Raw genomic sequence first — 14519 nt, forward strand, 5'->3', positions numbered from 1 at the left:
TCCTTAACCTTCATCTGCGCGCTGGCAGAGGCAACGTTTGCAACAAAAAAAAAGAAAACGCCCGTATCACCGGGCAAGAGAATAATAATAACACTTCTTGACGCCAGCCCGGCAATGTAAATGTGATGTTAAAAATGCCAAGATTTCTCTTACGTCTTCCGGGAAGGCAACGTGTTCTTCCGGAGATTATTCTTTCATTATTATGAAAGTTTTATTATCTGAGCTGAACCTGACATACGGCAAGTAGTAAATAAGCCGTAAAATTCTCACACTGAATTGCTGATAAAACCCTGATAAAAACAACCTAACTCATTGATTTTAAATCAACCAAAGACAAATCATGACGTTCTCACTTTATTTTTTTTAAACGCTTGTTAACCTGACCCAGAAAAATATTCAGACTTCTTGTGATGGAAGTTTTTCACATGGACTGGTAAGCGATGATGAATATCCACCTTAATGTTTCATATTAGCGGAATATCCACATCCCGTGACCACAACAACGCTTTCGAGTGACTAACCCGAAATAATACTGTTCTACCTTTTACACACTGAGGAATATTTTAAAAAATGAATAAATCCGTTATTACCATGGGATTTTTATTGGCTGCAATTGCCAGTCCTTCCAGCCATGCAGCGCCAGGTAAAGGCGCAGGGACCATTGAATTCACGGGTATGATTACCGCGAGCACCTGTGATGTCGATATTAACGGTCAGGGGGGGAACCCAACGATCGATATGGGTACCATCTCGTCTTCAGCATTTAAAGAAAAAGGTGACGTTGCGGGTATTCACCGTATCCAGATAGAACTGTCTAACTGCGATACCGCCGTCCTTAAATCAGCCGGAGCACGATTTGGCGGTGCCTATGATGCTAATGATAATAATCTGCTCGCGCTTAAAACCGGTGGCGACGCCGCAACGGGTTTGGGTATTGAATTCCTGAATGAAGATGGAACATCGTTAAAACTGGGCGACAACCCGAATAAATTTGTTCCTATTACCGGTGATGGCACCACGGGGGCAGCCACCCTGCTGTATTCAGCCCGTTATAAATCATCCCTGGATGCTGTGACCGCCGGTAAGGCAGATGCGGTTGCGGATTACACCATTATCTATAAATAAATCATTCAACTCAGTTCCGGGCAATGAATAACAGCCCGGAACGCAAGGACGTTTTATGTTAAGGAAACGCTATCTGACGCTGCTGGCTCTGCTCTTTGGCTCTTGTATGTCACACGCCAGTGTGACCTTATCCAATACGCGAGTGGTATATCATGCGGACAAGAAAGAGAGCAATATTACAGTCAGAAATAATACTGCCAGCCCGTTCCTGGTACAGAGCTGGGTACAGGGCAAAGATTCACAGGGCACCAAAGCCCCGTTTATTGTGACGCCACCGCTTTTTCGCATGGATGCAGGTAAGTCCAACGCGCTCCGTATTATCTATAACGGCGCGCCTTTACCGCAGGATCGCGAGTCGCTTTTCTGGATCAACGTAAAATCGATCCCCTCCTCTTCCAGAGAGGATATTAATAAACTGCAGATAGCGGTAAATACCCGGATCAAATTATTTTATCGTCCGTCAAATTTAATGGATGAACCCACGGATATTAGTAAGAATGTGCAATGGTCTGTTAAAAATAACGAACTCATTGTACGCAACAACTCGTCTTATTACATTTCCTTTGCGGAGGTGAAGATCAATAACAAAGCATGGTCAGAGATTGACATGCTCGCGCCTAAAAGCAGCACAACATTCACGCTCAGGAACACGCTTTTGAAAAACAATGCCACCGTACAATGGAAATATATCAATGATTATGGCGGCAACAGCCAGTTAATCACACAAAAAATAGAATAACGATTTTAAAACAATAACCTCACAGGGGTATTTTTTCATGACTATATTTTGGGGCATTCGTCCAGCGCTTTGCTTTGCCTGGATATTACCCAGCGCATTATACGCCAGTGATTACTTCGACCCGGCCTTTCTGGAAACGGGTGGCGCGCCGCGTACCGCCGTCGATCTTTCTCTCTTTGAGAACAAAGAGAGCCAGACACCCGGCGTTTATCGTGTTGACCTGTTTCTTAACAATAAAATGTACGACACGCGCGATATCACGTTTCGACTCGAAGAGAACGCGCAGCATAAAAATATCCTCGCACCGTGCCTCAGCGAGGAGACGCTCCGGTCGTTTGGTGTTAAAACGGCGGCATTCCCGTTGCTCCGGGACGATACCCAGGGCTGCGCGAATCTGTCGGCGATCCCTCTCGCAAGCAGCGAATTTGACTTCAGCGAGCAGGCGTTAAGGCTCAGCATTCCCCAGGCGGCCCTGGACAGCCACGCTCACGGCTACATCGATCCTGCGCGCCGGGAACAGGGTATTCCGGGCCTGATGCTCAGCTACAACTACAGCGGCGCCACGTGGACCTCGCACAACGGGACGGGAACCGATAGCCAGTACCTCAGCCTGCGTCCGGGACTGAACGTTGGACCCTGGCGTTTACGCAATTTCTCGACCTGGAGTAACAGCCAGGGACAAGCTGGGCACTGGGAATCGGTTTATACCTATCTGCAGCGTGATATCAGCGCCCTGAATAGCCAGCTGATTGTCGGGGATAACAGTTCTACCGCAGAAGTCTTTGATAGCACCCCATTTCGCGGCGTTCAGCTTTACTCGGATGAACAGATGCTTCCGGGCAGCCTGCGAGGCTATGCGCCGGTGATCCGCGGTATTGCTCGTACTAATGCCCAGATCACTATTTTTCAGAACGGCTACAGCATTTATCAAAGCTATGTCCCGCCCGGTGAATTTGTCATCAACGATCTTTACCTCGGCAGCAGCGGCGAGCTGAAAGTTGTGGTGAAAGAGGCGGATGGCAGCGAACAAGTCTCTTTAGTGCCTTACGCGTCGTTAGCGGTGATGCAGCGGGAAGGGCAATACAAATATGAAGTCATTAGCGGCAGCTATCGTTCCAGCAGCAGCGATGCTGAGAATGCCCTGTTTTCACAAGGGAGCCTGATTTACGGTCTGCCGTGGGAAACCTCGATATACGGAGGCATGCAGGCTGCCAGTCAATATCAGTCCCTGCTTTTTGGCATGGGTAAAAACATGGGCGATTTTGGCGCACTGTCATTTGATATTACCCAGGCCTGGGCCACCACTAAACAGGCAGAGAAAAACCGGGGACAGTCGCTACGCCTGCGCTATAACAAAAATTTGCTGTCTACCGGCACTAACGTTGCGATTGCGGGCTATCGCTACTCGACGTCCGATTTCTACACGCTCGGTGAAACCCTGAGCAGCTATCACTCGCAACCCTCGCGCATGGATCGACGCCGTAGCCGTACAGAACTGACGCTAAACCAAAACCTGGGAGAAAACCTCGGCTATCTCTCCGCCATGCTGGTCAGCGAGGACTACCACACGAGCCAAAAACGCACGACCTCCGCCACGCTGGGCTATGGCAACAGCTGGAACGGGATCAGCTATAGCCTGAATTACAACCACTATCTGAACGTGACAAAAGAGGATAACCAGCGTCTCTATAACCAGGACAATCTGTTCAGCCTGAGCGTGAGCGTCCCTCTGGACAAATGGCTCCGCTCCACACGTGCCGGTTACACCTTCTCTGCGGCGGAAAAACGCTCGCCAGGCCACAGTGTTTCCCTGAGCGGCAGCGCCCTTGAGGACAATAACCTGAACTGGAGCGTACAGCAGAATATCAACCCAGGGAGCCAGGCAAACAGCAGCGATGCCTCGCTTAGCTATAACGGACGCTATGCGCAGGTTGGCGCCGGGTATGGCTATAGCCGGGACGCGCAGCGGCTGAATTACAGCCTGCGCGGGGGCGTGCTGGTTCATCCTCATGGCGTCACGCTGGCGCAGTCGCTGGGTGAAACGGTCGCTCTGGTTGAAGCGCCGGATGCCGCAGGTGTCAGCGTCCGTAACCACACTGGCGTGCGCACCGACCCCTGGGGCTATGCGGTGGTGCCTTACCTGACACCTTATCAGGAGAGCAATATCCAGCTGCGTCCCGATACATTACCTGACGATGTCGAGCTGGAAAGTAACAGCCATAAAGTCGTTCCCACCCGGGGGGCTATCGTTCGGGCACGTTTCACCACGGCGGTGGGTAAACGCCTGATGATGACGCTGAAAGATGCGCAGGGCAAACCCGTTCCGTTCGGTGCCATTGTTTCTCAGAATACCACCACCAGCATTGTGGGTGATGAAGGCAGCGTATTCCTCACCGGGATGGCGGAAAAAGGGACGTTAGACGTGAGCTGGGGTAAGAAACCCGATCAGCGTTGCCAGGTTCACTATCAGCTTTCTGGCCAGGAACCCACGATTAGCGGAATTGTGCAATTAACGCAGACCTGCAAATCATCCGTTAATAAATAAAGGAATTAAAAATGAAAAAATTAACGTTACTCGCGTGCCTGGCAGCAGGGGGATTAATGGGCGCGCCAGCTTATGCTGATGTTGTAGGAAGCTGCTGGCCGACATCAACCGTATCTGGCCAGGCGCACAAGTTTGATATTATCGAAAACCTTACTGCTGACGACGTACCCGGCACAACCCAATCCACATGGAATAACAAAGGTAATTTTAATGGTATCTGCCTCTGTCAGGACTCCAGCGTGCCAGAAAGTATCTTATTTCGATTTACCAGTACGAAACTGGGCACAGGAGGCGGCAAACGTAACGCAGACTTTATCTATTATCCTCTGGATGCGGAAAAGGGTATTAATATCGGTATAAATGTCGTTCTTGGTGGCGAGGATGAATTGCGGTATATCCCGGTTGATTTGAGTAATACCGCCGGTGTTGATAATGGACGTCCTGCGACAAATAACTGTGATGATAAAAACGACCATACTCTGTTCGCAACCGGCTCCAGCGGGACTGTCTCTCTGGAATTAACTAAACCGCTTCCTTCAGGCCGCATTGATATTCCTATGCAGGAATTAGTGACCATTTTTGCCAAAAAACAGACGGGGAGTTATGACACCTTCAGACCTTTTGTCACACTTAATTTCCAACTGTCAATTGATATTCCACCACAATGCATGATTAATGACGGGCAAACCATCAAGGTCCCGTTTGGCAGTATTACCGCGAATGAATTTAAGCCCGAGGCCACCAGTAAGCAAAAAAACGTGGATATTCGTGTGACTTGCAAAAATCCTGAAGATGAAAGCAAGGTGAGTATTAAGTTCCGCGCGTCCGATTTTAATGGCTCTGGTTTTATCAAGACCCATAATGATGAAGGTGAGCGCAATGATTTAGGGATAAAACTTGAACACAACGGGAATAAAATTGATGGCAGCAGTTCGGCCGTACCAACGCAGGAGGGGAATGTCACTATTATAGCAACACCTGTCCAACAAGGAGAAAAGTCTCCACAACCGGGAAAATTTGAAGCCACATCCACGCTGGATTTCGAGTTTAAATAAAGAAAAAACTTTATACAGCGTAGAAACCTCTTATTTCCCGGCAACACATAGCGCTATACAAATGAGTTGCCGGGTATGAAAAATGGATTTGTATAAGGATATATACTATGAAACTCAAAACGAAAACGCGTGTAGCGCTTTGCGTTGCAGCTTTATCAGGTACTGGCATCACGGCATCACAGGTTATCGCCAGCGATATCGAGCCTTATTCTGTCCCTGTATCTATTAAGGGTGAAAAACAAAAAGACTATTTCGGTATGACGATGACCACGATCGGTAAGTTTTCCGATAAGGACAATGGTTCGCATATCGCGGGTGAAGATATTGTCATTACGGCTCCCTGGGGGGATGGCGCAAAAGGGATCGCGTACGTCATTTTCGGGACTTCCGGTGGGAAACCCATGCAGCAAGTCAATAACGTAGGTGAATTCGATCCGCAAAACGCGCTTAAAATTATCCACAGCAATAAAGCGAATAAGCCTGGCTCAGTGACGACAAAATGGATGGGCGTCGCGGTACGTAAAATAGGTGATATTAACGGCGATGGATATGATGATTTAGTCATCGCCTCCCACTGGCATGATCAGGTCTATATTATCTGGGGCGGACCGCATCACCGTACCGGCGCGCGTCTTTCTAATCAGATTGACCTCAATGATATCGACAACGGCGACGCTCGCCTGGGTATTCGCATCCGTACGGTGAATTCTTCAGGCAATGCGAATACCGGCGGCTGGTTTGGCGCCGCGGTAGGCCCAATTAAATATAAAAATTCTGCCGTGGCTAACAAGATGGTCGATCTTGCTATCGGCGATATCGAAGGCACGGGCGGACGCGGCGGCGCCGTCATTATCTACGGCGCTCAAAAGCCAGGCGATCAGTGGCAGAACATTGATATTAAGCGCAACAACCTGGGCGACTGGGAGATCCCTGCCGCGACCGGTGCCTATATTCGTCCGCAGATGACCGCCACCAACGGCCCGGATAAACCCCTTAACTACAACCTTGGGCAGCAGATCAGCGATGTCGGGGATATTAACGGCGACGGCTTCAGTGATTACCTGATCGTCGACCCGGAATCGGTCAATGAAGGCCGTAAATCAGAGAACAGCGGCACTGATGGACGCGGCACGGCCTATCTCGTCTACGGCAGCAGCTTCAACCAGGGGAATCTCGACATCGCCTCGCTAAACGCGACGCAGGCAACCCGCATTCACGGTATGGGGGCGGCTTTCCTGGGTGGTCAGTCCGGCGGAGGTGAAGGAAGTAACGATCATAGCGCGTATACGCAGGATAAGCCCAATAACGGCACCATTACGCCATTAGGTAACTTCCTGAATGCTCACGCTAACGCTTTTGCGATTAGCGCCCCTGCCGACATGGGTATTGATAAAAAACGTTCCGGGCTGGTCTGGATTATTAAAGGTAAGGCCGACGGCAGTAAGCTACCATCGTCTCTGTTCCTCGATGCGGCGCACACCCGGCTGAACTACAACAAAACATTTAGCGTACACGATGGCTATGCTATTTACGCCGAAAGGCCTGGCAGCAAGCTGGCAGGGTTCGGGAACAGCATTCTCGGTAATGTGGACTTGAACGGCGACGGTAAAAAAGACCTGGTGATCGGCGATCCGAATGCGGTGAACGGCAGCGGCACGCAGGTGGGTGCCGTGTATGTCATCAACGGCGGTAAAAGCCTGGATGACTACGCTGACGATGAAGAAGGCATGATCAATATTAATACGCTGGTGAGAGAAGGCGTTGCGAAAGTCTACTGGGGTAAAAATCAGTATGAAAAATTCGGCGCGTCCATTGCGGCCGGGAGCTTCAATGGCTTCACTCAGGACAGTCTCGCCATTGGTTCTTACCGTGATAACACCTGGACGGGTAAGGTCACCTTCCGCATTGCGGATTATGCCATACCGGATTAATGCTTACATCATCTGAATGGGCAACACCGCCGGGGAAGAGACTCCCCGGCAATTTATTGCGCATTTTGCAGCGCCTGCGCGCACGCCCAGGCGCTCGACCACGCCCACTGGAAATTGTACCCTCCGAGCCAGCCGGTTACGTCCATTACTTCGCCAATAAAGTAGAGCCCCGGTACGTTACGCGCTTCCATCGTGCGTGAAGAAAGCTCATTCGTATCAACGCCGCCCAGCGTCACTTCCGCCGTGCGATACCCCTCGGTACCGTTTGGCTGAACGCGCCAGTTCGTTAGCGTATCCACCAGCGTATCCTGCTCGCGGCTGTTAAGCTGCTTTAGCGACACATCCGGGATCTGCCCCAGCCCCTGCAAACACTCCACCAGACGCTTCGGCAGCTGCATCGCCAGGGTATTTTTCAGGCTCTGATTCGGGTGCGCGGTACGCTGTTCGTTGAGGAACGCGTTCAGATCGCAGTCCGGCAGCAGATTCACCGAGACAAATTCCCCCGGCTGCCAGTAGCTGGAGATTTGCAGGACCGCTGGGCCGGAGAGACCGCGGTGGGTAAAGAGCAGGTTTTCGCGGAATACCGTCCCGTCTTCGGCAGTAATAACGGAGGGAACAGAGACGCCGGACAGCGTCTGAAGCTGTTCCAGCAGCGGCTTATGCAGCGTGAACGGCACCAGCCCGGCGCGGGTTGGCAGCACCTTCAGGCCAAACTGCTCGGCAATCTTGTAGCCGAACGGTGACGCGCCCAGCCCGGGCATCGACAGACCGCCGCTGGCGATCACCAGGTTATCGGCGCTGACGGTGTCACCGTTCAGCTGCAGCGTGTACCCCTGCTCGTCGCGGGCCACCTCCAGCACTTCAGTGCGCAGGCGCATGACCACACCGCCCTTCTCGCACTCGGCCACCAGCATATCGACAATCTGCTGCGCGGAGTCGTCGCAGAAGAGTTGCCCGAGCGTCTTTTCATGCCACGCGATGCCATGCTTACCCACCAGGTCGATAAAGTCCCACTGGGTGTAACGCGCCAGCGCTGATTTGCAAAAATGGCGGTTCTGGCTCAAATAGGCCGCGGGTTCGACATAAAGATTGGTGAAGTTGCAGCGCCCGCCGCCTGACATCAGGATCTTGCGGCCTGGCTTTTTTCCGTTGTCCAGCAACAGCACGCGACGACCCGCCTGTCCGGCCATCGCCGCACAAAACATACCCGCCGCACCGGCGCCAATAACCACGGCATCAAACCTTTCCACGTCAAAACCCTCTTCGTTAACTGCCGCGGATTGTAAAGTTTCCTCTGTGGTCACACCAGCGTAAAAAGATATTACAAAGCCATTCCATTGAAATTTAACGATTATCCTTTCAGGCACTTTTCCCAAATCAGGTGGTATGTCAAAAAAAGTCTATATTTCACTTTGCCCGTTGCGCATTTGTCCTGGATAATGCGCCGCGTTCATGTCCTCAAAATGGCGTAACGTCCTATGCTACATTTGTTTGCCGGCCTGGATTTACATACCGGGCTTTTACTATTGCTTGCTCTGGTTTTTGTACTGTTTTACGAAGCGATCAACGGCTTCCACGACACTGCAAACGCAGTAGCAACGGTTATCTACACTCGCGCAATGCGATCGCAGCTTGCGGTTGTTATGGCGGCGGTATTTAACTTTTTTGGTGTCCTCCTGGGCGGACTGAGCGTTGCGTATGCGATCGTGCATATGCTGCCAACGGATCTGCTGCTTAACGTGAGTTCCGGTCATGGCCTCGCCATGGTGTTCTCAATGCTGCTTGCTGCCATTATCTGGAACCTCGGTACCTGGTATTTTGGCCTGCCTGCATCCAGCTCTCACACCCTCATCGGCGCGATTATCGGTATCGGGTTAACCAACGCCCTGATGACCGGGACATCGGTTGTTGATGCGCTGAATCTGCCTAAAGTACTGGGCATTTTCGCTTCTCTCATCGTCTCCCCTATCGTGGGTCTGGTGGTTGCGGGTGGATTGATTTTCATCCTGCGTCGCTACTGGAGCAACACGAAGAAACGTGCGCGTATCCACCTGACGCCAGCAGAGCGTGAGAAGAAAGACGGCAAGAAAAAGCCGCCATTCTGGACGCGTATCGCCCTGATCATTTCTGCTATCGGCGTGGCCTTCTCTCACGGCGCGAACGACGGGCAGAAAGGCATTGGTCTGGTGATGCTGGTTCTGATCGGTGTCGCACCGGCGGGCTTCGTGGTGAATATGAACGCCTCGGGTTACGAAATCACCCGTACCCGTGATGCGGTCAACAACGTTGAAACCTATTTCCAGCAGCACCCTGAGCTGCTGAAAAAAGCGACCGGCGTTGACCAGCTGATCCCTTCTCCGGAAGCCGGTGCCACCACCGCGCCTGGCGAATTCCACTGCCATCCGGCTAACGCGATTAACGCGCTGGAACGTGCCAAAGGTATGCTGGGCAACATCGAAAGCTACGATAAACTGGCCGTTGAACAGCGTGGTCAGCTGCGTCGTATCATGCTCTGTATCTCCGACGTGACCGATAAAGTCGCGAAGCTGCCAGAGGTGAATGGTGACGACAAGCGTCTGCTGAAGAAACTGAAAAGCGATATGCTCAATACCATTGAGTACGCGCCAATCTGGATCATCATGGCCGTCGCGCTGGCGCTGGGTATCGGTACGATGATTGGCTGGCGTCGTGTGGCGACCACCATCGGCGAGAAGATCGGTAAGAAAGGCATGACCTATGCGCAGGGTATGTCCGCGCAGATGACGGCGGCAGTGTCTATCGGTCTGGCGAGCTACACCGGTATGCCGGTATCCACCACCCACGTACTCTCCTCGTCCGTGGCAGGTACCATGATTGTTGACGGCGGCGGTCTGCAGCGCAAAACCGTGACCAACATACTGATGGCCTGGGTGTTTACGCTTCCGGCTTCTATCCTGCTGTCAGGCGGGTTGTACTGGATTTCGCTGAAGCTGATTTAATTGGCTGAAGGCGACAAAAAGCGGGTCAGGAAACTGACCCGCTTTTTTATGCTCAGTGCCAAATCATCAACGCAATCATACTGACCACGACCAGCCCACACAGGGCGCTGGTTAAAATGAACTGACGACGCAGACGCTCGCAGCGACGGATAAACTCTTCATCGTGATGATCGCGGTAGCGCTGGTAGTAGATATACCCCACCAGACGCATCTGCTTGCTGGGCTGTCCATGCGAGGTGAAGAACCCTCCACCGTCCACATACTGATACAGCAACGGATCGCAACCACGAAGTACCACTAACAGCGCACGTAACGATGAGAAGTAGCGCGCCATATTCACTATGCAAACTACGCATAACGCCCAAAACAATGCGACGGTGCTAATCATACATCCTCCCCGGCGTCCGCCCACGAAGCAAGGCTCCTGAGCTACCGCACCCCAATGCCCTGACAGACAGTTCAGTGAAAGAATGACTAAAAGTCGATCCGGTTCGCGTTTTAATATCCGAACGGCTCATTAAATAGTGTAGGAGATCCGTTAATTTTTTTGCCACAAGGTTAATCGTTATCAACACCAAAGCTTGAAAAATATGTTTAACTGGGCCGTAATGAAAGCATCAGACGACGGCTTTCCCATTTAGTCATCGATAACTTAAGGAAGGAGTAACACTATGGCTTACAAACACATTCTTATCGCGGTAGATCTCTCCCCGGAGAGCAAAGTGCTGGTTGATAAAGCGGTATCTATGGCACGTCCCTACAACGCGAAAGTCTCCCTGATTCACGTTGATGTGAATTACTCCGACCTCTACACCGGTCTGATCGACGTCAATCTGGGCGATATGCAGAAACGCATCTCTGAAGAAACGCATCACGCGCTGAGCGAGCTCTCCACCAACGCGGGCTATCCGATCACCGAAACCCTGAGCGGCAGTGGCGACCTGGGTCAGGTGCTGGTTGATGCGATTAAGAAATACGATATGGATCTGGTGGTATGCGGTCACCATCAGGACTTCTGGAGCAAGCTGATGTCTTCAGCACGCCAGCTGATTAACACCGTTCACGTGGACATGCTGATTGTTCCGCTGCGCGACGAAGAAGACGAGTAAGTGCAAAAAAAGCGGCACTGAAAGTAGGCCGGGTAAGGCGAAGCCGCCACCCGGCTTTTTTTATTCCGGCGTCCCCGAATAAATATCAAACCGATGCCCTTTTGTGGTCACCGCGTTGGTCGTAGCAACGTCCGCCAGCGGCGGCGCGTAGTCCGGGCGCTTCACCACCACCCGCTTCGTCGCGAGCTGACGAGCCGGCTCCAGCAGGCCATCTGCGTCTAAATCCGGCCCCACCAGCGACTGAAATACCCGCATCTCTTTCTTCACCAGCGCGCTTTTCTGCTTATGCGGGAACATCGGGTCGAGGTAGACAACCTGCGGACGCGGGGTGATGTCCGTCAGCGCCGTCAGGCTTGACGCGTGGATAAGCTGCAAACGTTCCTGCAGCCACGGGCCGATTTCCGGGTCCGCATAGCCTCGCGTCAGCCCGTCGTCGAGCAGCGCGGCGACAACCGGATTACGCTCCAGCATCCGCACATGACAGCCCACCGACGCCAGCACAAACGCATCGCGTCCCAGCCCCGCCGTGGCGTCCACCACGTCCGGGAGATAGCTCCCCTTAATGCCGACCGCTTTGGCCACCGCTTCGCCGCGACCGCCGCCGAACTTACGCCGGTGCGCCATCACGCCGCCAACGAAGTCGACAAAAATCCCGCCGAGCTTCGGTTCATCGCGCTTGCGTAATTCGAGATGTGCTGACGTCATTACCAGCGCCATCAGGTTCTCTTCATCGTGCTCCAGCCCCCAGCGGGCCGCCAGAACAGATAAGGCGCCGTCTCCGGCGCCCGTTTCATCCACTAAGCAGATCTTCACGTAACAATCAGCCTTTGATCCCGTAATGCTCAAGCATCGCATCCAGCTGCGGCTCGCGGCCACGGAAGCGTTTGAACAGCACCATTGGCTCTTCAGAACCGCCGCGGGTCAGGATGTTGTCAAGGAACGACTGGCCGGTTTCGCGGTTGAAGATCCCCTCTTCCTCGAAGCGAGAGAAGGCATCCGCCGCCAGCACGTCGGCCCACAGGTAGCTGTAATAGCCCGCCGCGTAGCCGCCCGCAAAAATGTGGCTGAACGCGTGCGGGAAGCGGCCCCAGGTAGGCCCTGGAATAACGGCAACCTGCTTTTTAATCTCGGCCAGCGTTTCGAGGATTTTCGCCCCCTGCTCCGGGCTGAACTCGGCGTGCAGGCGGAAATCAAACAGGCCGAACTCCAGCTGACGCAGAATGAACATCGCCGCCTGGTAGTTTTTCGCCGCCAGCATTTTATCCAGCAGCTCTTTGGGCAGCGGTTCGCCGGTCTCATAGTGGCCGGAGATAAACGCCAGCGCGTCCGGCTCCCAGCACCAGTTTTCCATAAACTGGCTTGGCAGCTCGACCGCATCCCATGGCACCCCGCTGATACCGGCGACGCCGGCGGTTTCGATGCGGGTCAGCATGTGGTGCAGGCCGTGACCGAACTCGTGGAACAGGGTGATCACTTCGTCGTGGGTGAACAGCGCAGGTTTGCCGCTTACCGGACGGTTGAAGTTACAGGTCAGATAGGCGACCGGCTTCTGCAGAGAACCGTCTGCTTTACGCATCTGGCCCACGCAGTCGTCCATCCACGCCCCGCCGCGCTTGTTCTCACGCGCGTAAAGATCGAGGTAGAAGCTGCCGCGCAGTTCGTTTTTCTCGTCATACAGTTCGAAGAAGCGTACGTCCGGATGCCAGACGTCAATATCAGTACGCTCTTTAGCGGTAATGCCGTAAATGCGTTTCACCACTTCAAACAGGCCGTTGACGGCTTTGTTTTCCGGGAAGTACGGGCGCAGCTGCTCGTCGCTGATGCTGTAGAGGTGCTGCTTCTGTTTTTCGCTGTAGTAAGCAATATCCCACGGCTGCAGCTCGTCCACGCCAAACTCCGCTTTCGCGAAGGCGCGCAGCTGGGCCAGCTCTTTCTCACCCTGAGGACGAGCACGTTTGGCCAGATCGGTCAGGAAATCAAGCACCTGCTGCGGGTTCTCGGCCATTTTGGTGGCGAGGGATTTATCCGCGTAGCTGTCGAAGCCCAGCAACTGAGCCAGCTCGTGACGGAGGGCGAGGATTTCCGCCATCACCGGACTGTTGTCCCATTTACCCGCGTTCGGCCCCTGATCGGAGGCGCGGGTGCTGTAGGCGCGGTACATCTCTTCACGCAGGGCCTGGTTGTCGCAGTAGGTCATCACCGGCAGATAGCTCGGGATATCCAGCGTTAACAGGAAGCCTTCCTGCTCTTTCGCTTCGGCCTGGGCTTTCGCCGCCGCCAGGGCGCTTTCCGGCATTCCCGCCAGCTCTGCTTCGTCGGTAATCAGCTTCGTCCAGCCCATGGTGGCGTCAAGGACGTTATTGCTGTACTGGTTACCCAGTTCGGACAGGCGCGCAGCGATTTCACCGTAGCGAACCTGCTTCTCTTTTGGCAGACCGATACCGGACAGTTCGAAATCACGCAGGGCGTTATCAACCGATTTTTTCTGCGCCGTATTCAGTTCGGCATAATGGTCGCCGTCGCGCAGGTCGCGGTAGGCTTTGTACAGCCCTTCGTGCTGGCCGACCCAGGTGCTGTACTCAGAGAGCAGCGGCAGGGTTTGTTCGTAGGCTTCACGTAGTTCCGGGCTGTTTTTCACGGAGTTCAGATGGCTCACCGGGGAGAAGATACGCCCCAGCACGTCGTCCACTTCGGCCAGCGGCTGACACAGATTCTCCCAGGTGTACGGCGCGCCTTGCGCAACCACGCTTTCTACCGCCGCGCGGCAGTTGTCCAGCGACTGGGTAACGGCTGGAACCACATGCTCAGGGAGGATTTTAGAAAACGGTGGCAACGAAAAAGGCGTCAGTAATGGATTGGTCATAAACGCTGTCCTGTTGAAATAGGTGAATGAAGCGCGCATCCGGCGCTGTGCATATTGTTTTCAGTAATGGGGTTAAGTGTAGAGGATTTCAATAGCTGCGCTTACCGGGCCTGCGGGTAATCTGTGCCGTTCTGCTGTAAACTGTGGCAAATCGTCAATTCAGCGGAATACCAT

11 protein-coding genes are annotated in these 14519 nt (G+C 53.2%); 7 read left to right on the top strand and 4 right to left on the bottom strand.

The features are described 5' to 3' along the window. Positions 1 to 570: 570 nt before the first annotated feature. The 5 genes from A6013_RS20250 to A6013_RS20270 all read left to right on the top strand — a co-directional run bounded on the left by A6013_RS20250 (position 571) and on the right by A6013_RS20270 (position 7395). Entirely contained in the window at positions 571 to 1125 is a 555-nt protein-coding gene (locus A6013_RS20250) for a fimbrial protein (RefSeq protein ID WP_028014728.1), read from the top strand. Positions 1126 to 1180: 55 nt separating this feature from the next. Beyond that, complete coding sequence (locus A6013_RS20255; RefSeq protein WP_041911869.1) at positions 1181 to 1864, top strand: molecular chaperone; 684 nt, start codon at positions 1181 to 1183, stop codon at positions 1862 to 1864. A gap of 37 nt (positions 1865 to 1901) precedes the next feature. After that, complete coding sequence (locus A6013_RS20260; protein WP_069733655.1) at positions 1902 to 4409, top strand: fimbria/pilus outer membrane usher protein; 2508 nt, start codon at positions 1902 to 1904, stop codon at positions 4407 to 4409. Positions 4410 to 4420: 11 nt separating this feature from the next. Beyond that, the gene (locus tag A6013_RS20265) at positions 4421 to 5464 is read left to right on the top strand and encodes a fimbrial protein (RefSeq protein WP_069733656.1); all 1044 of its coding nucleotides are present in this window, start codon (positions 4421 to 4423) and stop codon (positions 5462 to 5464) included. A gap of 107 nt (positions 5465 to 5571) precedes the next feature. After that, the gene (locus A6013_RS20270; protein ID WP_063944074.1) at positions 5572 to 7395 is read left to right on the top strand and encodes an integrin alpha; all 1824 of its coding nucleotides are present in this window, start codon (positions 5572 to 5574) and stop codon (positions 7393 to 7395) included. A 53-nt stretch (positions 7396 to 7448) separates the two neighbouring features. Here A6013_RS20270 and A6013_RS20275 read toward each other — a convergent pair whose 3' ends face one another. Beyond that, the gene (locus A6013_RS20275) at positions 7449 to 8645 is read right to left on the bottom strand and encodes an NAD(P)/FAD-dependent oxidoreductase (protein WP_069733664.1); all 1197 of its coding nucleotides are present in this window, start codon (positions 8643 to 8645) and stop codon (positions 7449 to 7451) included. Positions 8646 to 8873: 228 nt separating this feature from the next. Between A6013_RS20275 and pitA the strand changes: the two genes are divergently transcribed. After that, positions 8874 to 10373 carry an inorganic phosphate transporter PitA gene (gene pitA, locus A6013_RS20280; protein ID WP_028014734.1) on the top strand — a complete coding sequence of 500 codons (1500 nt, stop codon included), beginning with the start codon at positions 8874 to 8876 and terminating at the stop codon, positions 10371 to 10373. Positions 10374 to 10425: 52 nt separating this feature from the next. Here pitA and uspB read toward each other — a convergent pair whose 3' ends face one another. After that, a complete protein-coding gene (gene uspB, locus A6013_RS20285; protein WP_003861224.1) occupies positions 10426 to 10761 on the bottom strand; it encodes a universal stress protein UspB in 336 nt (111 codons plus the stop codon). Positions 10762 to 11044: 283 nt separating this feature from the next. Here uspB and uspA point away from each other — a divergent pair, with 283 nt between their 5' ends. Next, on the top strand, positions 11045 to 11482 hold the full coding sequence (gene uspA / locus A6013_RS20290; protein WP_003861223.1) for a universal stress protein UspA: 438 nt from the start codon (positions 11045 to 11047) through the stop codon (positions 11480 to 11482). A 60-nt stretch (positions 11483 to 11542) separates the two neighbouring features. Here uspA and rsmJ read toward each other — a convergent pair whose 3' ends face one another. Both rsmJ and prlC read right to left on the bottom strand, forming a co-directional pair. Next, a complete protein-coding gene (gene rsmJ / locus A6013_RS20295) occupies positions 11543 to 12295 on the bottom strand; it encodes a 16S rRNA (guanine(1516)-N(2))-methyltransferase RsmJ (RefSeq protein WP_063438466.1) in 753 nt (250 codons plus the stop codon). A gap of 7 nt (positions 12296 to 12302) precedes the next feature. Further along, positions 12303 to 14345 (bottom strand): oligopeptidase A, encoded by a 2043-nt coding sequence (gene prlC, locus A6013_RS20300; RefSeq protein ID WP_047367223.1) that lies wholly within the window; start codon positions 14343 to 14345, stop codon positions 12303 to 12305. Positions 14346 to 14519: the final 174 nt, after the last annotated feature.

The organism is Enterobacter sp. IF2SW-B1, from assembly GCF_001743375.1.
GTDB lineage: Bacteria > Pseudomonadota > Gammaproteobacteria > Enterobacterales > Enterobacteriaceae > Enterobacter > Enterobacter bugandensis.